General features: G+C 73.9%; 16 protein-coding genes. 6 read left to right on the top strand and 10 right to left on the bottom strand.

Features of this window, described 5'->3' with window-relative positions; genetic code table 11:
* Positions 1 to 156: 156 nt before the first annotated feature.
* The 4 genes from whiA to uvrC all read right to left on the bottom strand — a co-directional run bounded on the left by whiA (position 157) and on the right by uvrC (position 5,086).
* Entirely contained in the window at positions 157 to 1,137 is a 981-nt protein-coding gene (gene whiA / locus AB0C21_RS41095) for a DNA-binding protein WhiA (protein WP_149258125.1), read from the bottom strand.
* Positions 1,138 to 1,198: 61 nt separating this feature from the next.
* A complete protein-coding gene (locus AB0C21_RS41100; protein WP_500211776.1) occupies positions 1,199 to 2,167 on the bottom strand; it encodes a gluconeogenesis factor YvcK family protein in 969 nt (322 codons plus the stop codon).
* Positions 2,168 to 2,219: 52 nt separating this feature from the next.
* The gene (rapZ, locus tag AB0C21_RS41105) at positions 2,220 to 3,098 is read right to left on the bottom strand and encodes an RNase adapter RapZ (RefSeq protein WP_149258123.1); all 879 of its coding nucleotides are present in this window, start codon (positions 3,096 to 3,098) and stop codon (positions 2,220 to 2,222) included.
* The gene (uvrC, locus tag AB0C21_RS41110) at positions 3,095 to 5,086 is read right to left on the bottom strand and encodes an excinuclease ABC subunit UvrC (RefSeq protein ID WP_500211719.1); all 1,992 of its coding nucleotides are present in this window, start codon (positions 5,084 to 5,086) and stop codon (positions 3,095 to 3,097) included. The genes rapZ and uvrC overlap by 4 nt, the downstream gene beginning before the upstream one ends.
* A gap of 172 nt (positions 5,087 to 5,258) precedes the next feature.
* Here uvrC and AB0C21_RS41115 point away from each other — a divergent pair, with 172 nt between their 5' ends.
* Complete coding sequence (locus AB0C21_RS41115; protein WP_500211721.1) at positions 5,259 to 6,428, top strand: mechanosensitive ion channel family protein; 1,170 nt, start codon at positions 5,259 to 5,261, stop codon at positions 6,426 to 6,428.
* 64 nt (positions 6,429 to 6,492) lie between these two features.
* On the opposite strand, the gene AB0C21_RS41120 is transcribed toward AB0C21_RS41115, so the two are convergent.
* From AB0C21_RS41120 to AB0C21_RS41130, 3 genes are all read right to left on the bottom strand, one after another.
* Complete coding sequence (locus tag AB0C21_RS41120) at positions 6,493 to 6,933, bottom strand: Rieske (2Fe-2S) protein (RefSeq protein WP_500211723.1); 441 nt, start codon at positions 6,931 to 6,933, stop codon at positions 6,493 to 6,495.
* 53 nt (positions 6,934 to 6,986) lie between these two features.
* The gene (uvrA, locus tag AB0C21_RS41125) at positions 6,987 to 9,824 is read right to left on the bottom strand and encodes an excinuclease ABC subunit UvrA (protein WP_500211724.1); all 2,838 of its coding nucleotides are present in this window, start codon (positions 9,822 to 9,824) and stop codon (positions 6,987 to 6,989) included.
* Between the two features lie 260 nt (positions 9,825 to 10,084).
* On the bottom strand, positions 10,085 to 10,876 hold the full coding sequence (locus tag AB0C21_RS41130; protein ID WP_500211726.1) for an MBL fold metallo-hydrolase: 792 nt from the start codon (positions 10,874 to 10,876) through the stop codon (positions 10,085 to 10,087).
* 68 nt (positions 10,877 to 10,944) lie between these two features.
* On the opposite strand from AB0C21_RS41130, the gene AB0C21_RS41135 reads away from it, so the two are divergent.
* A complete protein-coding gene (locus AB0C21_RS41135; RefSeq protein WP_500211728.1) occupies positions 10,945 to 11,709 on the top strand; it encodes a maleylpyruvate isomerase family mycothiol-dependent enzyme in 765 nt (254 codons plus the stop codon).
* Between the two features lie 45 nt (positions 11,710 to 11,754).
* On the opposite strand, the gene AB0C21_RS41140 is transcribed toward AB0C21_RS41135, so the two are convergent.
* From AB0C21_RS41140 to AB0C21_RS41150, 3 genes are all read right to left on the bottom strand, one after another.
* Positions 11,755 to 12,453 (bottom strand): Crp/Fnr family transcriptional regulator, encoded by a 699-nt coding sequence (locus tag AB0C21_RS41140; RefSeq protein WP_500211730.1) that lies wholly within the window; start codon positions 12,451 to 12,453, stop codon positions 11,755 to 11,757.
* Between the two features lie 105 nt (positions 12,454 to 12,558).
* A complete protein-coding gene (locus AB0C21_RS41145; protein ID WP_500211732.1) occupies positions 12,559 to 16,374 on the bottom strand; it encodes a tetratricopeptide repeat protein in 3,816 nt (1,271 codons plus the stop codon).
* A gap of 4 nt (positions 16,375 to 16,378) precedes the next feature.
* Positions 16,379 to 16,867 carry a hypothetical protein gene (locus tag AB0C21_RS41150; RefSeq protein ID WP_149258115.1) on the bottom strand — a complete coding sequence of 163 codons (489 nt, stop codon included), beginning with the start codon at positions 16,865 to 16,867 and terminating at the stop codon, positions 16,379 to 16,381.
* A gap of 197 nt (positions 16,868 to 17,064) precedes the next feature.
* On the opposite strand from AB0C21_RS41150, the gene AB0C21_RS41155 reads away from it, so the two are divergent.
* The 4 genes from AB0C21_RS41155 (at position 17,065) to AB0C21_RS41170 (ending at position 20,224) form a co-directional block, all read left to right on the top strand.
* Positions 17,065 to 17,730, top strand: a complete 666-nt coding sequence (locus tag AB0C21_RS41155; protein ID WP_500211734.1) for an MBL fold metallo-hydrolase — start codon at positions 17,065 to 17,067, stop codon at positions 17,728 to 17,730.
* A gap of 71 nt (positions 17,731 to 17,801) precedes the next feature.
* The gene (locus AB0C21_RS41160; RefSeq protein ID WP_500211736.1) at positions 17,802 to 18,407 is read left to right on the top strand and encodes an AAA family ATPase; all 606 of its coding nucleotides are present in this window, start codon (positions 17,802 to 17,804) and stop codon (positions 18,405 to 18,407) included.
* A gap of 102 nt (positions 18,408 to 18,509) precedes the next feature.
* Positions 18,510 to 19,595, top strand: coding sequence for an S-(hydroxymethyl)mycothiol dehydrogenase (locus tag AB0C21_RS41165; RefSeq protein ID WP_149258112.1), 1,086 nt, complete (start codon positions 18,510 to 18,512; stop codon positions 19,593 to 19,595).
* Positions 19,595 to 20,224, top strand: a complete 630-nt coding sequence (locus AB0C21_RS41170) for an MBL fold metallo-hydrolase (protein ID WP_500211738.1) — start codon at positions 19,595 to 19,597, stop codon at positions 20,222 to 20,224. The genes AB0C21_RS41165 and AB0C21_RS41170 overlap by 1 nt, the downstream gene beginning before the upstream one ends.
* The last annotated feature ends 11 nt before the right edge of the window (positions 20,225 to 20,235 follow it).

Genomic DNA, 20,235 nt, shown 5'->3' on the forward strand with positions numbered 1-20,235 from the left:
GGAAGGCGCTCTAAGCGCCTGGAGGCCGCCCGACCCGCCGAGCCGGGCGACCGCAGCGCCACGCCACAAACCCGCACGGGCACAACACACCGAAACCGTGGCGTGAGGATCGCCCGGCTCGCAACGGGGGGATTGGGGGGTCGCCCCCCCAGAAAACTACTGCGCGAGCATGTCCGCCGTGAGGTTCGCCTCCGTGCCGGGGATGCCCTGGTCGCCGGCGCGCTTGTCGGCCATGGCGAGGAGGCGGCGGATGCGGCCGGCGATGGCGTCCTTGGTGAGGGGCGGGTCGGCGAGCTGGCCGAGTTCCTCCAGGGATGCCTGCTTGTGCTCCAGGCGGAGGCGGCCGGCGTTGACGAGGTGCTCGGGGGCGTCGTCGCCGAGGATCTCCAGGGCGCGGGCGACGCGGGCGCCGGCGGCGACGGCGGCGCGGGCGGAGCGGCGCAGGTTGGCGTCGTCGAAGTTGGCGAGCCGGTTGGCGGTGGCGCGGACCTCGCGGCGCATCCGGCGCTCCTCCCAGGCGAGGACGCTGTCGTGGGCGCCGAGCCGGGTGAGCAGGGCGCTGATCGCGTCGCCGTCGCGGACGACGACGCGGTCGACGCCGCGGACCTCGCGGGCCTTGGCGTGGATCTTCAGGCGGCGGGCGGCGCCGACGAGGGCGAGGGCCGCCTCGGGGCCGGGGCAGGTCACCTCCAGCGACATGGAGCGGCCGGGCTCGGTGAGCGAGCCGTGGGCGAGGAACGCGCCGCGCCAGGCCGACTCGGCGTCGCAGGCGGCGCCCGCGACCACGTGCCGGGGCAGGCCCCGGACGGGCCGGCCGTTGTTGTCGATGAGGCCGGTCTGCCGGGCGAGCGACTCGCCGTCCCGGAAGACGCGCACGACGTAGCGGTTGCCCTTGCGCAGGCCGCTCGGCGCGAGCACGACGACCTCGGAGGTGTGCCCGAACACCTCCGCGATGTCCTTGATCAGCCGCCGGGCCGCCACGCCGGTGTCGATCTCGGCCTCGATCACGATGCGGCCGCTGACCAGGTGCAGGCCGCCCGCGAACCGCAGCAGCGTCGAGACCTCGGCCTTGCGGCAGCACGGCTTCAGCACCGTGAGCCTGCTCAGCTCGTCCTTGACCACACCGGTCATCGCCATCTGAAGAACCCTCCCCCTATCGGACTTCCAGCAGTCTGGCCGATTCCGGCCCCACCGGTCGTCACTCGGTGAATATCTGTACGAAGGCTTGGGCCAGACGGGCGGGTTCATGACGCGGCGAGCCGTCGTCGGCGGCGACGTCGGCGAGCACGAGGCGGCCGCCGAGCTCCTGGACGGCCTTGTCGAGGGCGTCCGGGTCGTCCACCACCCCGCGGTCGGCGAGGACGACGTCCACGCGCAGGTCGGGCGCGTGCGCCTGCAGGACCTCCAGGTGCGTCTGCGGCGAGTAGTCGTCGGTCTCGCCGGGCTGCGGCGCGAGGTTCAGCGCGACGACGCGGCGGGCGCGGGCGCCGGTGAGGGCGCGGGCCAGCGCGGGCACCTTCAGGTGCGGCAGGACGCTGGTGAACCAGGAGCCGGGGCCGAACACGATCCAGTCGGCGTCGTCGACGGCGGCGAGGGTCTCCGGGCAGGCGGGCGGGTCGGCGGGCACGAGCGACACCCCGAGCACGCTGCCGGGCGTCTTGGCGCACGCCACCTGCCCCTTGACATGGGTGATCTCGTCGGGCCTGGCGGGGTCGGCGCCGCGCACCTCGGCGACGATGTCCATGGGGATGGCCGCCATCGGCAGCACGCGGCCGTGCGCGCCGAGCAGCCGGCCGACCCAGTCGAGGCCGGCGACGGTGGAGCCGGGCGAGGCGCCGTCGCCGCCGAACAGCTCCCACAGCGCGACGATGAGCAGGTTGCCGACGGCGTGGCCCTGCAGGTCGCCCTCGCTGCGGAAGCGGTGCTGGACGACGTCGCGCCAGGTCTGCCCCCATTCGTCGTCTCCGCAGAGGGCGGCGAGCGCCATCCGCAGGTCGCCGGGCGGCAGCACGCCGAGTTCGCGGCGCAGCCGGCCGCTGGAGCCGCCGTCGTCGGCGACGGTGACGATCGCGGTCAGCCGGTCGGTGACGCGGCGCAGCGCCGACAGCGACGCGTAGAGGCCGTGGCCCCCGCCGAGCGCGACGACCTTCGGGCCGAGGGGCTTCACCGTGCCGTTACTCTCCTCGTCCGGGACCCCCGCCGGGTCCCGGCGCGGGCCGTCATTCGCGGCCGAGGTCACGATGGGCGACCTGCACCTCGATGCCCTCGTCCCGCAGCCGGGCGGCGATCTGTTCCGCCATGGCAACACTACGGTGTTTTCCGCCGGTACATCCCACGGCGAGCGTCACGTAGTGCTTGCCCTCGCGTTCATACCCGTCCGCGAGGAGCCGCAGCACCTCGGCGTAGGCGTCCAGGAACTCCTTGGCGCCGCGCTGGCCGAGGACGTAGTCGCGCACGGCGCCGTCGCGGCCCGTCTTCGGCCGCAGCTCCGGCACCCAGTGCGGGTTCGGCAGGAACCGGCAGTCGACGACGAGGTCGGCGTCGACCGGCAGGCCGTACTTGTAGCCGAACGACACGACGGTGGCGCGCAGGCTGGACTCGCCGCTGTCGTTGCCGAAGAAGCCGATGATCTTGTTGCGCAGCTCGTGCACGTTGAGGCCGCTGGTGTCGATCACCAGGTCGGCCTCGGCGCGGACCTCCCGGACCAGCTCGCGCTCGCGGGCGATGCCGTCCACCAGGCGGCCGTCGCCCTGCAGCGGGTGGGGGCGGCGGACGCTCTCGAACCGGCGCACGAGGTCGGCGTCGCCGGCCTCCAGGAACACCACGCGCGGGTGGACGCCGCGGGCCTCCAGCTCGGCGATGGAGGAGTGCAGGTCGTCGGTGAACGCGCGGCTGCGGACGTCGACGACGACGGCGATGCGCGGCACCGCGTCCTTCACCCGGCCGCCGAGGTCGGCCATCGTGGCGAGCAGCCCGGGCGGCAGGTTGTCGACCACGAACCAGTCGAGGTCCTCCAGCGACTTGGCCGCGGTGCTGCGGCCCGCCCCGGACATGCCGGTGACGATGACGATGTCCGGAATCTTGGTCTCGCTGGTCATGCCCGTCTCCCCCTGTGCTCCCCGCCGTCCCCGCCGGGTCCCTCGCCCGCGCCGCCCGCCGGGGCGGCCCCGCCGTGCAGCGCCGCCACGATGCTCTCGGCGCTGCGCATGCCGATTCCCGGGACCTCGGCGACCTGCTCGGGCGTCGCGTCCTTCAGCCGCTTCAGCGAACCGAAGTGTTTCAGCAGCGCCGCGCGGCGCGCCGGGCCCAGACCCGGAACGTTATCGAGTTCGCTGACCGTCATGGACCTGGACCGCCGCTGCCGGTGGAAGGTGATGGCGAAGCGGTGCGCCTCGTCACGGACCCGCTGGACGAGGAACATGCCCTCGCTGTTGCGCGGCAGGATGACCGGGTCGGCCTCGCCGGGGAGCCAGAGCTCCTCCAGCCGCTTGGCGATCCCGCACACCGCGATGTCGTCGACACCGAGCTCGTCGAGGGCGCGCTGCGCGGCCGCGACCTGCGGCGGGCCGCCGTCGACGAGCACCAGGTTGGGCGGGTAGGCGAACTTGCGCGGCCTGCCGGTCTCCGGGTCGATCGGCTGGTGCGCGCCGTCCTCCTCCGGGTCGCCGAGGGCGTCGAGCTCGCCGGTCTTCTCGCTCTCGGCGAGGTAGCGCCTGAACCGGCGGGTGATGACCTCGTGGATGGAGCGGACGTCGTCCTGCCCCTCCACGCCCTTGATCGTGAACCGGCGGTACTCGCTCTTGCGGGCCAGGCCGTCCTCGAACACGACCATCGACGCGACCACGTCGGTGCCCTGCAGGTTGGACACGTCGTAGCACTCGATCCGCAGGGGCGCGTCGTCGAGTTCCAAAGCCTCCTGGATCTCCTGGAGGGCGCGGCTGCGGGTGGTGAGGTCGGACGCGCGGCGCGTCTTGTGCTGCTTGAGCGCCTCGTGGGCGTTGCGCGCGACCGTCTCCAGCAGGGAGCGCTTGTCGCCGCGCTGCGGGACGCGCAGCCGGACGGGCCCGCCGCGCTGCTCCGCCAGCAGCTCGGCCATGGCGTCCTCCTCGGGCGGCAGGGCCGGGACGCAGACCTCGCGGGGCACCGACTCGCTCTCGCCGTAGATCTGGATGAGGAAGTGCTCGACGAGGTCGGCGGTGGTGACGTCCTCGACCTTGTCGACGACCCAGCCGCGCTGCCCGCGGATGCGCCCGCCGCGCACGTAGAACACCTGGACGGCCGCCTCCAGCTCGTCCTCGGCGAAGGCGATCATGTCGCAGTCGGTGCGGTCGGGCAGCACGACCGCCTGCTTCTCCAGCGCGCGCTCCAGGGCGCGGATGTCGTCGCGGAGGCGGGCGGCGCGCTCGTACTCCTGGGAGGCGGCGGCCTCGCGCATGTCGCGTTCGAGGCGCTTGATGAACCGGGTGGTGTTCCCGGCCATGAAATCGCAGAAGTCCTCGGCGAGCAGGCGGTGCTCGTCGGGCGAGACGCGGCCGACGCACGGCGCCGAGCACTTGCCGATGTAGCCGAGCAGGCAGGGCCGGTCGAGCTGGTGCTGCCGCTTGAACACGCCGGCGCTGCACGTCCGGACGGGGAACACGCGCAGCAGCTGGTCGACCGTCTCCCGGATCGCCCACGCGTGGGAGTACGGCCCGAAGTAGCGCACGCCCTTCCGCTTGGCTCCCCGCATCACCATCACCCTCGGAAACTCCTCGTTCAGGGTGACGGCGAGATAGGGATAGGACTTGTCGTCGCGGTAGCGGACGTTGAACCTGGGGTCGAACTCCTTGATCCAGGAGTACTCCAGCTGGAGGGCCTCGACCTCGGTGCCGACGACCGTCCAGTCGACGCGGGCGGCGGTCTGCACCATCGTCTGGGTGCGGGGGTGCAGGGCGGAGAAGTCGGCGAAGTAGGAGTTCAGCCGCGAGCGCAGGTTCTTCGCCTTGCCCACGTAGATGACCCGGCCGTGCTCGTCGCGGAACCGGTACACCCCCGGGGATTCCGGGATGGAGCCGGGTGCGGGTCGGTAGGTCGCCGGATCTGCCACGTTCGAAAGCCTAATGGGCGGCACCGACACGCCGTGCCCCCGCGAGCCGGGCCCGCTCCGCGGCTTCCCGGAGGGTGACGTAGATCTCTCCCCGATGCCCGGATGTTCGCAAATCCACCGGAAAGGGAGGGTCAAACGGGTCCGCTGATCTTCGAAGGGGGTCGTTCCGGACGTGTCCGCACTCTGGGCATGGATCATCCTGGCCGCCGTGGTCGGGACGTCCGTGATCGTCGTGGAGGGGGGCCGCCGGCTCGTCGCGGGCCGGCTGTCGCACCGCTGGCCGGGGGCGGGCCGGGTCGCCCGGCGCTGCACCGCGCCCGCGTTCGCGTTCGCGGTGGTCGTCAGCTCCAGCACCGCGATGCCGTACCAGGTCATCGGCGGGCACGCCGAGGACGTGGTCCGGCACGCGATGCGGATCGCGGCGATCGGCGCCTCCACCTGGCTGGTGCTGCGGATCGCCTACGCGCTGAGCGACCCGCCGCTGGCGCGGCTGATGCGCGTCGAGGGCGACCGCAACCGGCGGGCCAGGCGGGCCCGCACGCAGATGCTGCTGCTGCGCCGCATCGCGGCCATGATCATCGTGGTCCTCGCCGTCGGCGCGGCGCTGTTCACCTTCCCCGCCGTGCGCGCGGTCGGCGCGGGGGTGCTGGCCTCGGCGGGCGTCGCCGGCCTGGTGGTCGGCATCGCGGCGCGGCCCACCCTCGGCAACCTGCTGGCCGGGCTCCAGCTGGCGTTCAGCGACGCGCTGCGCCTGGACGACGTCGTCGTCACGCAGGGGATCTGGGGCCGGGTCGAGGAGCTGACGCTGTCCTACGTCGTCCTGCAGCTCTGGGACGACCGGCGCATGATCTTCCCGGTGTCGCACTTCACCGAGCAGCCGTTCGAGAACTGGACCCGGCACTCCAGCCGCCTGCTCGGCTCGGTCGAGCTCCACGTGGACTGGACGGTCCCGGTGGAGGAGCTGCGCGCCGAGCTGTACGCGGCGCTGAAGGAGAACCCGCTGTGGGACCGGCGCGAGTGGATGCTGCAGGTGGTGGACGTGCTGCCGAGCGGCCTCGTCACCGTTCGCGCGCTGATGAGCGCCGCCGACTCGGCGAGCACCTGGGACCTGCGCTGCGACGTGCGCGAGCACCTGGTCGCCTACATCCGCGACCGCCATCCGGAGGCCCTCCCCCGGCTCCGCATCGGCCCCGAGCCCGTCGCGGACGGCACCGGGACGGCGGCGGACGACCGGGCGCCGGCCGCCGAGGAGGAGGTCGCGGAGGGGCGGCACGCGGACGGCGCGCGGGCCGTCCCCCGCGAGGACGGCCCGGCGCGCGCGAAGTCGCTCAGGCGGGCGTGAGCGTCCGGACCCGTGCTCAGGTGACCCCGTGCTCAGGTGACCCCGTGCTCAGGTGACCCCGTGCTCAGGTGACGACGATGCCGCCGCCCTTGGCCTGGACGGGGTACTCCTTGAGCGGCTTCGTCGCGGGGCCCTTCTGCACCGACCCGTCGGCGATCCTGAACTCGCTGCCGTGGCAGGGGCACTTGATCACCCCGTTCGACACCCCGCCGACCGTGCAGCCCTGGTGGGTGCACACCGCCGTGAACGCCTTGAAGGCGCCCTGGGTCGGCTGGGTCACCACGACCTTCTCGGCCGCGTTGACCTTGCCGCCGCCGACCGGAACGTCGGCGGCCTTCGCGATCTCCTTGCCCTTGAGGTCCGCGGCGGACTTCTCCCCGCCGCCGGACGCGCATCCGGCGAGCGCCGCGGCGCCCACGGCTCCGGCCCCGCACAGCACCGCGCGCCGGCCGACTCCCCCGCCCCCGGCGGCCGCTGGGGCCCCGGGCGTCACTTCATCTCCCATGGCTCCATCTTGGTGGACGGGTCCGGCCGCTCCGCACCGGCCCGGGCCCGCGGCTATCCGAGGATCTTCTTGAGGAACTGGCCGGTGTGGCTGGCCTCGACCTCGGCGACGTCCTCGGGGGTGCCGGTGGCGACGACGGTGCCGCCGCGGGAGCCGCCCTCGGGGCCCATGTCGATGATCCAGTCGGCGGTCTTGACGACGTCGAGGTTGTGCTCGATGACGATGACGGTGTTGCCCTTGTCGACCAGGCCGTTCAGCACGCCGAGGAGCTTGCGGATGTCCTCGAAGTGCAGGCCGGTGGTCGGCTCGTCCAGCACGTAGACGGTGCGGCCGGTGGAGCGCTTCTGGAGCTCGGAGGCCAGCTTGACGCGCTGGGCCTCGCCGCCGGACAGGGTCGGGGCGGGCTGGCCGAGCCGCACGTAGCCGAGGCCGACGTCGTTCAGCGTCTTCAGGTGCCGGTGGATCGCCGTGATCGGCTCGAAGAACTCGGTGGCCTGCTCGATCGGCATGTCGAGCACCTCGGAGATCGTCTTGCCCTTGTAGTGGACCTCCAGGGTCTCCCGGTTGTAGCGGGCGCCGTGGCAGACCTCGCACGGGACGTAGACGTCCGGCAGGAAGTTCATCTCGATCTTGATGGTGCCGTCGCCGGAGCAGTTCTCGCAGCGGCCGCCCTTGACGTTGAAGGAGAACCGGCCGGGCTGGTAGCCGCGCACCTTCGCCTCGGTGGTCTGCGCGAACAGCTTGCGGATGTGGTCGAACACGCCGGTGTAGGTCGCCGGGTTGGACCGCGGGGTGCGGCCGATCGGCGACTGGTCGACGTGCACGACCTTGTCGAGCTGGTCGACGCCGTTGACGCGCTTGTGCTTGCCGGGGACGGTCTTCGCCCCGTTCAGCTTCTTCGCCAGCGAGTTGTAGAGGATGTCGTTGACCAGCGTCGACTTGCCGGACCCCGACACTCCGGTCACGGCGGTGAGGACGCCGAGCGGGAACGCGACGTCCACGCCGCGGAGGTTGTTCTGCTGGGCGCCCTTGACCGTCACCTCGCGGCCCTTGGTGCGCGGCCGCCGGATCTGCGGGACGGCGATCTCGCGGCGCCCATCGAGGTAGGCGCCGGTCAGCGAGCGCTCGGACTTCTTGAGGTCCTCGACCGTGCCGGAGACGACGATCTCGCCGCCGTGCTCGCCCGCGCGCGGGCCGATGTCGACGATCCAGTCGGCGGCGGCGATGGTGTCCTCGTCGTGCTCGACGACGATCAGGGTGTTGCCCATGTCGCGCAGCCGGAGCAGCGTCTCCAGCAGCCGGTGGTTGTCGCGCTGGTGCAGGCCGATGGACGGCTCGTCGAGGACGTACAGGACGCCGACCAGGCCGGAGCCGATCTGCGTCGCCAGCCGGATGCGCTGCGCCTCGCCGCCGGCGAGCGTCGCCGACGCCCGGTCGAGGGTGAGGTAGTCGAGGCCGACGTCCAGCAGGAAGCCGAGCCGGGCGTTGATCTCCTTGAGGACGCGCTCGGCGATGTGCCGCTCGCGCTCGTTCAGCTCGAGCGCGAGCAGGAACTTCGCGGCCTCGCCGATCGGCATCGCGGCGACCTCGGCGATCGACATCCCGCCCATGGTGACCGCGAGCACGACCGGCTTGAGCCGGGCGCCCTCGCACGTCGGGCACGGGATCTCGCGCATGTAGCCCTCGAACCGCTCCCGGCTGGAGTCGCTCTCGGACTCGGCGTGGCGCCGCTGGATGTAGGGGACGACGCCCTCGTAGGCCGTGTAGTAGGACCTCGTCCGGCCGTAGCGGTTCTTGTAGCGGACGTGGACCTGCGTCTCGTGGCCGTTCAGGACGGCCTTGCGCGCCTTGGCGGGCAGCTTGTCCCACGGGGTGTTCAGGTCGAAGCCCATGGCGTCGCCCAGGGCCGACAGCAGCCGCAGGAAGTAGTCGCTCACGTGCCCGTTGGACCACGGCTGGATCGCGCCCTCGCCCAGCGTCAGCTCCCCGTCGGGGACGACGAGCTCGGGGTCGACCTCCATGCGCGTCCCGAGGCCGGTGCAGTCGGGGCAGGCGCCGTAGGGCGAGTTGAACGAGAACGACCGCGGCTCGAGCTCCTCGAACGACAGGTCGTCGTAGGGGCAGTAGAGGTGCTCGGAGTACATCCGGGTGCGGTGCTCGTCGTCCTCGGGGAGGTCGACGAAGTCGAGGACGATCGTGCCGCCCGCCAGGCCGAGCGCCGTCTCCACCGAGTCGGCGAGCCGCTGCCGGGCCGAGTCCTTCACCGAGAGCCGGTCGACCACGACGGAGATGTCGTGCTTCTCCTGCTTCTTCAGCTTGGGCGGCTCGTCCAGCCGGATCATCTGCCCGTCGACCAGCGCCCGCGAGTAGCCCTTGGACTGCAGCTCGCGGAACAGCTCCAGGTACTCGCCCTTGCGGCCGCGGATCACCGGCGCCAGCACCTGGAACCGGGTGCCCTGCTCCAGCTCCAGCACCCGGTCGACGATCTGCTGCGGCGCCTGCCGGCTGATCGGCCGGCCGCACTCGGGGCAGTGCGGGTGCCCGATCCGCGCGTAGAGCAGCCGCAGGTAGTCGTAGACCTCGGTGATCGTCCCGACCGTGGACCGGGGGTTCTTGCTGGTGGACTTCTGGTCGATCGATACCGCGGGCGACAGGCCCTCGATGAAGTCGACGTCGGGCTTGTCCATCTGCCCGAGGAACTGCCGGGCGTAGGCCGACAGCGACTCCACGTACCGGCGCTGCCCCTCGGCGAAGATCGTGTCGAAGGCCAGGCTGGACTTCCCCGAACCGGACAGACCGGTGAACACGATCATGGCGTCCCGCGGGAGGTCGAGCGAGACGTCCTTCAGGTTGTGCTCGCGCGCTCCACGCACGATGAGTCGGTCATGCACGGCGTACTTCCGGTTCCTCTTCTGGGCGCGGCGATCTGCGGATACGGCTCGGTATCAAGGCTAGCCACGGGGTGCGACAGGATGCCCCGAGTTCTCAACAGCGGCGCGCGCCGCTGCATTTCATGACGCTACCCGGCCGTCCGAGCGGTCCGGACGGCACCATCGCACCGTACACGTGTTCGAACGCCGCCCGCCACCGGAACACCAGGGGAACCCCGCGCCCCTCCCCGGCCGCCCGTCACGGCCCGCATTCCCGCAGGTCACCCGTCGTCGAGCGCGAAGGAGAGGTAGCGCTCGGCGGAGCGGCGGACGGCGCCCTTGCCGTCGGTGTGCACGACCTTCTTCCACCAGGCGCCGTAGACGCGGTCGAAGTCGTAAGGCTCCAGCAGGCGCAGGGCGCGGCGGACCGTGCGCGGACGCTCCGGGATGAAGTTCGGATAGGAGTACATGAAGCTCACCCAGTCGCGGTCGTTGACGACCGTCAGGATGTCGCCGGAGAAGAGCGCTCGGGCGTCGCGCCAGTGCAGCACCTGGCCCCCGGCGAAGTGGACGCCGGCGTTGACCAGCGTGAGGCCGTCGGCCAGTTCGCGGGTCTCGCCCGACCAGAAGACGACCGCGTCGTCCGGGCGGGCCACCCACCGGCGGTCTGCCTCGTGGATGTAGACGGGCGCGTCGAAGGCGCGCGCCCACTCGATCATGCTGCCGTAGAAGTGCGGGTGGCTGATCGCTATCGCGGAGACGCCTCCGAGCTCGTTCACCTGGCGCACCAGGTCGTCGTCGATGTGGGTGACCATGTCCCACAGGACGTTCCCGGAGGGGGCGCGCAGGAGGAGGGCGCGCTGGCCGATGGCGGTGGACGGCTCGGTGCCGATCCCGATGACGTCCGGGCCCTCCTCGGCGACGCGGCCGCGGTGGTCCGCGCGCAGTGCCTCCAGGGTCGTCCATTTCTGGCCTTCCCAGCCGACGTACTGCCGCTCGTCCTCGCAGATCGGGCAGTCGGGGCGGGGCCCGGCGTACTGGACGCCGCACGTCACGCAGATCGGAAGCGTCATGATCACCAGTCTGGCGCGGGCCGGGCCGGTGCGACAGGATGGAGCGTCCTTTTCGCCGAGGAGGGGTCATGGACTGGCGCGACGTGGTCGACGAGCTGGACGCGGGCGTGGAGCGGATCGCGCGGACGCTGGAGGGGCTGGCCGACGACGCCCTGCGCGGCGCGTCGGCGCTGCCGGGGTGGAGCCGGGGGCACGTGGCGACGCACATCGCGCGCAACGCCGACTCCCTGTGGAACCTCCTCGAAGGGGCGCGCACGGGGACGGAGATCCCGCAGTACCCGAGCCTGGAGCGGCGCAACGCCGACGTCGCCGCGGGCGCGGGGCGCGGCCGGGACGAGCTGGTCGCCGACGTCCGGGCGACGCAGGCGCGGTTCTCCGAGCAGGCCAGGTCGCTGCCCGAGAGCGCCTGGAACGCTCCGGTGCGGGCGATGACGGGCTGGCCCCATCCGGCCTGGTACACGGTGTTCCGCCGCTGGAACGAGGTGGAGGCCCACCACGTCGACCTCGCCGCCGGGTACGGCCCCGCCGACTGGCCCGAGCCCTACGTCCGGTGGTCCGCGGCGGCCACGCTGGCGGACATGGCGGCGCTGCCGAGGGACGCCCTCGGCGAGGTGGCCGGGCTCCGGATCACCGCGACCGACTCCGGCGAGACCGCCGAACTCGGCTGGACGCCCGGCGGCCCGGAGGCGTCCGGCTCCGCGCGGGCGCTGCTGGGCTGGCTGAGCGGACGGTCGGACGGCGCGGGCGTGCACCTCCGCCCGGACGGGCCGCTCCCGGTGCCGCCGCCCTGGCCGCACGAGCCGTCCGGTTTCCCGGAGGAGTCGGGCTTCTGAGAAGCGCCGCTTTCAGGCACGTCGGGCCCTTTTGGGCACGTCGGCCTAGGGCGGGTCGTCGCCGGCGAGCCGGCGCAGGACGTCCGCCGAGCGGACGGCGATCGCGCTGCGGGCGACGGTCACGCTGCCGCGCACGGGCTCGGTCGCGAGGATCTGCGCGACCTTGCGGCGGCCCATGCCGGCCCAGCGGCCGAGGTCCTGCTGAGTGAACGGCACCCGGACGAGGACGCCCTCCTCGGTCACGCCGTCCGGGCGCTCCCGCTTGACCGGGGAGCCGAACCGCACCGCCAGCCGCAGGAGCCGGCCGGCGAGGCGGCGCTCGGGGTCGTCGGGGAAGTGCGCGACGCGCAGCTCGTTGGCGTCGCGGAGCCGCTCGGCGAGGACGGCGGCGACGGCCCACACCGCGCCGGGCTCGGCGTCCAGGACGCCGCGGAAGCGCGCGGCGGGCAGCACGACGGCCTCGACCCGGGTCAGCGCCTCGGCGTTGGCGTGCCGGACGCCGCCGTCCACCGCCTCCAGCTCCCCGACCAGGTCGCCCGGCCCGAGGACGTCGAGGATCGCGACGTCGCCGTCCCGGTCCACCCACACCTTCACCGCCCCGGAGCGCAGGACGAAGACCTGGGACGCGCGGGTGTGCTCGCGCGTGAGGAACGCGCCGGGCCGGATCACCACCGGGGCGCCCGCCCGCCGCAGGGCCTCCCGGGCGCGGGGGGTCAGCGCGTCCCAGAACCGGGTGGTGTGCATCTCGCCTCCTCACCGGACCCGCATCCGGCCGGGCCGCGGCCTTTCATGATCGGGTGCCTCGCGGTCCAGTGAACGCGGCCCCGCGCGGACCGACCAGGTCGTCCGTCACATGTCGAGGGATCTCTCGGAGGCGAGGAGGCCGTCGAGGGCGCGGACGCGCCGGCCGCAGTCCGCGGCCGCGGCCTGGTCGCCGAGGGCCAGGTGGGATTCGCGCAGCAGTGCCAGCGCCCGCCGCAGCCCCCGCTGGTCGTCGGTGTCGCGGCGGATGGCGATCTCGGCGGTGACGTGCTCCACCGCGCGGTCGTGCTCGCCGAGCAGCTGGGACGCGCGGGCCATGGTGCGCAGGGCCTGGGCCTGCTCGCGGGTGGCGCCGAGCTCGGCGGCGAGGTCGCGGGCGCGCCGCCCGGTGGCCAGGGCCTCGCCGGCGCGGCCGAGGTCGAGGTGGATGGCGGCGAGGTGGACGAGCCCGACGGCCTCGCTGTGCCGGTCGCCGACCTCGCCGAGGATCCGCAGCGCCTCCACCTCCCGCTCCAGGGCCTCCTCGGGGCGGCCGGCGCGGCGCAGCACGGCGGCGAGGGTGTCCATGCCGACGCCGAGGCCGTACCAGTCGCCGCCGGACTCGCGGAGGCCGAGCGCCTGCCGGGCGGCGCGCTCGGCGTCCTCGGGCAGGCCGAGCGCCGAGTACGTGCGGGCCAGGCTGCCGAGCGTGCCGGCCATCCCGCCCCGCGCGCCGAGGCGGTGCCACAGGTCCAGCGCCTCCAGGCCGAGGATGAACGCCTCCTGGTGGCGTCCGAGGCGCCGCATCACCACCGAGAGGTGCTCCAGGTCGTGGGCCTCGCCGTGCTGGTCGCCGATCTCCCGGCGGATCTCCAGGGCGCGCAGGAGGTGCTCGCGGGCCTCGCGGTACCGGCCGAGGCGCCAGTGGACGATCCCGATCTGCGCGAGCGTCTCGGCCTCGCCGTGCCGGTCGCTGGTGTCGCGGTGCAGCCGCAGCGCCTGCCCGCAGTAGGTGAACGCCTCGGCGAACCGCGTCGCCTCGCACATGAGCATGCCGAGGGTGGTCAGCGCGCGCGCCTCGCCGTGGCGGGCGCCCAGGGCGCGGTAGGTGTGGAGCGCCTGTTCGGCGTCCTGCTGCGCCAGGTCCCGCAGGCCGAGCGCGGCGTTCATACGCGCCAGCTCCGTCAGCGCCTGCGCGGCGCCGTGCATGTCGGCGAGTTCCTGCCGGATGGCGAGCGCCTCAAGGGCGTGGGAGACCGCGCCGTGGACGTTCCCTTGGCGGCGGTGCACCTGAGCGACGGTGAGCAGGGTCTCGGCGACACCCGGCTGGTCCTCCGTCCGGCGGCGGACGCCGAGCGCCTTCGCGGCGTGGTCCAGAGCCGTCTCGTAGGCGCCGAGGCCCAGGTGCGCCCGGGCCAGGATGTCGTGGCCCTTGGCCGTTCCCGCGTCGTCTCGCAGTTCGCCGTGGATGGCCAGGGAGCGCCGCGCGTGGTCGATCGCCGTCGGGTAGCGGCCCAGCACCACGTGGACGTGGGCGAGGGTGGCGAGCGCGGCGGCCTCCCCGTAGAGGTCGGGCGGGTCGACGGCCCGGAAGCCGCGCCGCGCGTCCTCCCCGTACCCGATGGCCTGGACGGAGTCGCCCACCCCGAAGTGCGCCATCGCCAGGTTGTGGAGCATGACGGCCGCGGCCGCCCAGTCCTCCTCGCTGCGGGCGGCGTGCAGGCCCGCCTGGTGGACGGCGATGGCGTCCTCGCTGTAGCGGCGGAACTCCTGGAAGTCGAACAGCGCGTCCGCGAGCTCCCAGCACGTCCGGTGCAGGCCGAGCCGGGCGGCCTGGTGCACCGCGGCGACCAGGTTGCGCCGCTCGGCCTCGAACCAGGCGAGCCCGGCGGCGCGCTCGGCGGCGGTGGAGGCGCGGCGCCGATCCTCCACCGCGTGGGCCCTCGGCCGGGACCGCCGCGCCAGGGCGTCCCCCGCCGCGCGCGCCTCCGCGAGGTAGGAGGCCAGCAGCCGCCGCTGCGCCGCCTGGAGCTCGCCGTCGGAGTCCTCGCGCAGTCCCCTCTCCCGCGCGAATTCGCGCAGCAGGTCGTGCATCCGGTAGCGGTCCGGCCCCACGTCGTGCACCAGGTACGCCTGGCGGAGCCCCTCCAGGCATTCGCGCGCCTCGTCGACCGAGCCGTCCTGCAAGGCGGCGAGGGCGGTGGGCGTGAAGTCGGGGCCGGCGACGAGGCCGAGCCTGCGGAACGCCTCGCGCTGCCCGCGGCCCAGGCTCCGGTAGGCGACGTCGAACGTCGGGCTGAGGACGGCCAGCAGCGCCGTCCCGGACGCGCCGGGCGCCGCGCCGTCGCCCAGGCCCGCCCCCGCGAGGCCCGGCCCGTACAGCGCGGCGTCCTGCACGTCCCGGGCGGCCAGCTCCCGGACGGTCCCGGCGATCGACTCGCCGGGGTTCTCGGCCAGCCGGCCGGCCATGACGCCGAGCGCGAGCGGCAGGTGGCCGCATTCGCGGGCGAGCCGCTCGACCGCCTTGTCCTCCTCGCGGAGGCGGGGGTCGCCCGGCCCGAGGACGTTGGAGATGAGGTCCACGGCCTCCTGCGTCGCCATCTCCCGCAGCTCCAGCGTCCGGACGTCGGCGCCTTCGAGCAGGGCCGGCAGCCGCCGCCGGCTCGTCACGACCACCAGCCCGGACGCCATCGCCGCCAGCAGCGGCCTGATCTGCTCGGGCCGCGCGGCGTTGTCGAGGATCAGCAGCATCCGGCGGTCGCCGAGCAGCGACCGGCACTGCGCCGCCAGCTCCGCCTGCGTCCGCGGGACCTGGTCGCCCGGCACGCCCGCCGCGCGCAGCACCTGCCCCATGGCCTCCGCCGGGGTGACGGGGCTGCGGGACGTGCCGCGCAGGTCGGTGAACAGGACGCCGTCGGGGAAGCGGTCGGCGACCCGGTGCGCCCAGTGCAGCGCCAGCGTGGTCTTGCCGACGCCCGCCATCCCCTGGACGACGACCGCGCGCGGCCACACCGACTGGCCGACCAGCAGGTCGAGCTTGCCCAGGCTGACCGCGCGGCCGGCGAAGTAGGGGTTGTCGGCGGGGATCCGCACGGCGGGCGGCCCGGCCGGGGTCTCCAGGCGCACCGGTTCGCGCGCCGCGATCCCGGCGCCGCCGTCCCGGCCCGCCGCGTCCCCCGGCGACCGCTCGGGCTCGGCGGCCGGCCACTCGTCGCCCCAGGGGCTGGCGGCGCGGCGGAGCCGTTCGAGGTCGAGGACGGTCAGCGGGCGGGCCCGCTGGTCGAGGATCCCCTTCGCCCGCCACGACCGGAACCACCGCACCAGCGTCTCGCGGGAGATCCCCGCCCAGTTCGCCAGCTCCGCCTGGCTGAGCCGCAGGGGGATCCGCGTCCCCTGGCCGGCGGCGGGCTCGCCGAACCGGTGCGCCAGCTCCAGCAGGTGGTAGGCGAGCCGCTGGGGATGGTCCGCGGCCCGCACCGCGTGCCGGCGGCCCCCGTAGGTGACGCTCTCGGAGATCGCGTGCATCATCGCCTCGGCGACCTGCGGGCTCGCCGCCAGCAGGCTGCGGAACTTGCCGCGGTCCACGCGCAGCGCCGTCACGTGGTCCAGCGCGGCGACCGTGCCGCGCTGCGGATGCCCCCACGGCGCGAGGACGCCGACCAGGTCCCCCGCGCCGAACAGCTCGATGATCGACTCGTCGCCGTCGCTGGAGTCCACGAACTCCTTGGCCACCGCGTTGCTCGCGGACCGCGGCGACGCCTTGAACACCACGTAGACGGCCGGCGCGACCGTCCCCTGGTGGCACAGCATGCCGCCGGGCGGGATGTCGGTGCGCCGGCCCATGGCGCGCAGCGCCTGCCGGTCGGTGGGGGCGAGCCGCTCCCAGAAGCTGCCCGGCCGGACCCCCGGACCGTCACCGATCATGCGGTCACCCTCCCGCCATCGCCGCCGCCAGCGTCCAGAACAGGAACAGCACCGCGGTCGCCGCCGACCAGGCGACGGCCTGCCAGGACAGCTCCCCGCAGCGGTGCGCCGCCGACAGCAGGCGGCGCAGCTCCGCGTCGCGGACCCGCTCGTCCAGCGCGACCGCCGAACCGAACGGCGTCCACGGCACGCCCGGGTCGACGGGCGACCCGGTGCGGCCGCGGACCTCGCCGAGCACGGCCAGCAGCGTCCGCCGCGACCGCACCGCGTATCCGGTGGAGACGGCGAACGCGCCGGCGAGCACCGGCAGCAGCGCCAGCGCGGCGAGCCCCGGCGGGCCCGCCGCCAGCCGGGAGACGGTCCCGACCAGGACGAGGGCGAGGACCACGGCCGCGACGGCGGAGTCCCTGCCGCACAGCCGGACCAGCGTGCAGGCCTGCCCGAGGAGGTCCTCCGGGCGCTCCTTGTCCGGTCCGGGACGGAATGCGGTCACCAACGCCTCACCGTCCTTTCGGGGGGTCGAACCTGATCTTCCAGTTCCCATGGTGCGGCCGGGAAGGGGAAAAGTCCGTCCGGCAGCGCACGGTTCGGCTGAGTCTGGTGACTCATTTCCGGCACGCCCCCGGGTCGCGGCGGAGGGCGCGCCCCGATGAGGGAAGATGGTCTTCGAACGACCGACGGGGAGGACGCATGACCTACACCGGGAACGTCGAGGCCGGCGGGCGTCCCGACGTCCGCGAACTGCCCGGGCTGCGGGTGACGAAGGTGGCGGTCGGCCCGTACGACAACAACGCCTACCTCCTGCGCTGCACCGCCACCGGCGAGCAGCTGCTCATCGACGCGGCGAACGAGGCGCCCCGGCTGCTGGAGCTGATCGGCGACGGGCCCCTCGCGCGGATCGTCACCACGCACCGCCACGAGGACCACTGGATGGCGCTGAGCGAGGTCGTGCGGGCCACCGGCGCGCCGGTGGTCGCCCACCCGCGCGACGCCGGCCCCCTCCCCGAGCCGGTCGCCGAGCCCGTCGAGCACGGCGACACCGTCACGGTGGGCCGGGCGTCCCTCGACGTCATCCACCTGCGCGGCCACACGCCCGGCTCGATCGCGCTGCTCTACGACGCGGGCGGCGAGCTGGCCGACCGCCCGCACCTGTTCACCGGCGACAGCCTGTTCCCCGGCGGGGTCGGCAACACCTGGGGCGACCCGACGCGCTTCAAGCAGCTGCTCTCGGACGTGGAGGAGCGCGTCTTCGACCGCCTGCCCGACGCCACCTGGTTCTACCCGGGCCACGGCAAGGACTCCACGCTCGGCCGGGAGCGGCCCTCGCTGCCGGAGTGGCGCGCCCGCGGCTGGTGACGCTCCCGGCCCGGTCCGGAACAAGCGGTGCGGGGTGTTCGTTTGCCCCAACACACTTCCGGCCCGAGCCCATGGAGTCGACCATCCCCCAACCCGACGAGGCCGACCCGGGACCCGCGCTGCGCTATCCCGCGGGCTCCCTCGTGCTGGTCGCCGGCCTGCCGGGCGCCGGCAAGAGCACCCTGCTGAACCGCCTGTACGGGCTGCGCGGCGACGAGACGGCCCCGGTGCGCGCCGGGGACGTCCGGGTCATCGACTCCCGCCAGTCCCGCAACTGGTGGGCTCGGTTCCTCGGGCCGCTGCCCGTCCGGCTGCGGACCCCGATCGTGCACGCCACGCACGTCTGGCGCATCGCCCGCGCGGTCCGCGCCGGGCACGGCGTCGTCGCCCACACCCGCGGCACCTGGCCGCACATCCTGCACTGCTTCGCGTGGCTGGCCCGCCGCCGCGGCGGGCGGCTGCACCTGATCCTCATCGACGTCGAGCCGGAGACCGCCCGCGCCGGCCAGTACGCCCGCGGCCGGGTCGTCACCTCCACCACGTTCGCCCGCCACTGCCGCCGCTGGAACCCGCTGATCGCCCGTGCCCGCGAGGGCGGCCCGCTGCCGCCCGCCGCCGGGGTCGTCGTCCTCGACCGCGACGCCGCCGACAAGCTCCAGGCCATCCGCTTCACCTGAACCCGCCGAACCGGCGGACGGGCTCCCTCCGGTCGTGAGCCAGGGGGTGGAAGGGGCGTGTGGGTAGGGTCGGGAGGAGTCGAGACGACGAGAGGCGGCAGCATGGCGCAGCAGGTACGCGGGGTCGTCGCACCCGGCAAGGGACAGCCGGTGCGGATCGAGACGATCGTCGTTCCGGACCCGGGGCCCGGGGAGGCGGTCGTCCAGGTCCAGGCGTGCGGGGTCTGCCACACCGACCTCCACTACCGCGAGGGCGGCATCAACGACGAGTTCCCGTTCCTGCTCGGGCACGAGGCCGCCGGGGTCGTCGAGTCGGTGGGCGAGGGGGTGACCGAGGTCGCGCCGGGCGACTTCGTGGTCCTCAACTGGCGCGCGGTGTGCGGGCAGTGCCGCGCCTGCACGCGCGGACGCCCCTGGTACTGCTTCGACACGCACAACGCGAAGCAGAAGATGACCCTCGAGGACGGGACCGAGCTGTCGCCCGCGCTCGGCATCGGCGCGTTCGCCGACAAGACCCTCGTCGCGGCCGGGCAGTGCACGCGGGTCGACCCCGCGGCGCGGCCCGAGGTCGCCGGGCTGCTCGGGTGCGGCGTGATGGCGGGGCTCGGCGCGGCGATCAACACCGGCGGGGTCGGGCGCGGCGACTCGGTCGCGGTCATCGGCTGCGGCGGCGTCGGCGCGGCGGCCGTGCTCGGCGCCCGGCTGGCCGGCGCCGCCCGGATCATCGCCGTGGACCTGGACGAGCGCAAGCTCGCCACCGCCTCCTCGCTCGGCGCCACGCACACCGTCGACGGCGGGAAGCAGGACGTGGTCGAGACGGTGCGGGAGCTGACCGGCGGGTTCGGCGCGGACGTCGTCATCGACGCGGTCGGCCGCCCGGAGACCTACGAGCAGGCCTTCTACGCCCGCGACCTCGCCGGGACGGTGGTGCTGGTCGGGGTGCCGACCCCCGAGATGAGACTGGAGCTGCCGCTGCTGGACGTCTTCGGGCGCGGCGGGTCGCTGAAGTCGTCGTGGTACGGCGACTGCCTGCCGTCCCGCGACTTCCCCATGCTCATCGACCTGTACCTGCAGGGCCGCCTCGACCTGGACGCCTTCGTGTCCGAGACGATCGAGCTGGACGGCGTCGAGGCCGCGTTCGAGAAGATGCACCGCGGCGACGTGCTGCGCTCGGTGGTGGTGCTCTGATGCCGGCCCGCATCGACCACGTCGTCACGTCCGGGACGTTCTCGCTGGACGGCGGCACCTGGGACGTCGACAACAACGTCTGGATCGTCGGGGACGACAGCGAGGCGGTCGTCATCGACGCCGCGCACGACGCCGAGGCGATCGCCGCGGCGGTCGGCGGCCGGCGGCTGGTGGCGATCGTGTCCACGCACGGGCACGACGACCACATCGACGCGGCGCCCGCCCTGCGGGCCCGCACGGGCGCGCCGATCCTGCTGCACCCGGACGACCTGATGCTGTGGAAGCAGAGGCATCCGGACACCTCGCCCGACGGCGACCTGTCCGACGGGCAGGTCATCACGGTCGCGGGCACGGACCTCACCGTCCTGCACACGCCCGGCCACAGCCCCGGGGCGGTGTGCCTCCACGCCCCCGGCCTCGCGACCGTCTTCTCCGGCGACACCCTGTTCAGCGGCGGACCGGGCGCCACGGGCCGGTCCTTCTCCGACTTCCCGACGATCATCGCCTCGATCCGGGAGCGGCTGCTGACGCTCCCCCCGGAGACGACCGTGCGCACCGGGCACGGCGACTCCACCACCATCGCGGCGGAGGCCCCGCATCTGGAGGAATGGATAGCCCGGGGCCTCTGACCGGGATAGTG

The sequence above is a fragment of the Spirillospora sp. NPDC049024 genome (assembly GCF_040649235.1).
In the GTDB taxonomy this organism is placed as follows: Bacteria; Actinomycetota; Actinomycetes; order Streptosporangiales; family Streptosporangiaceae; genus Spirillospora.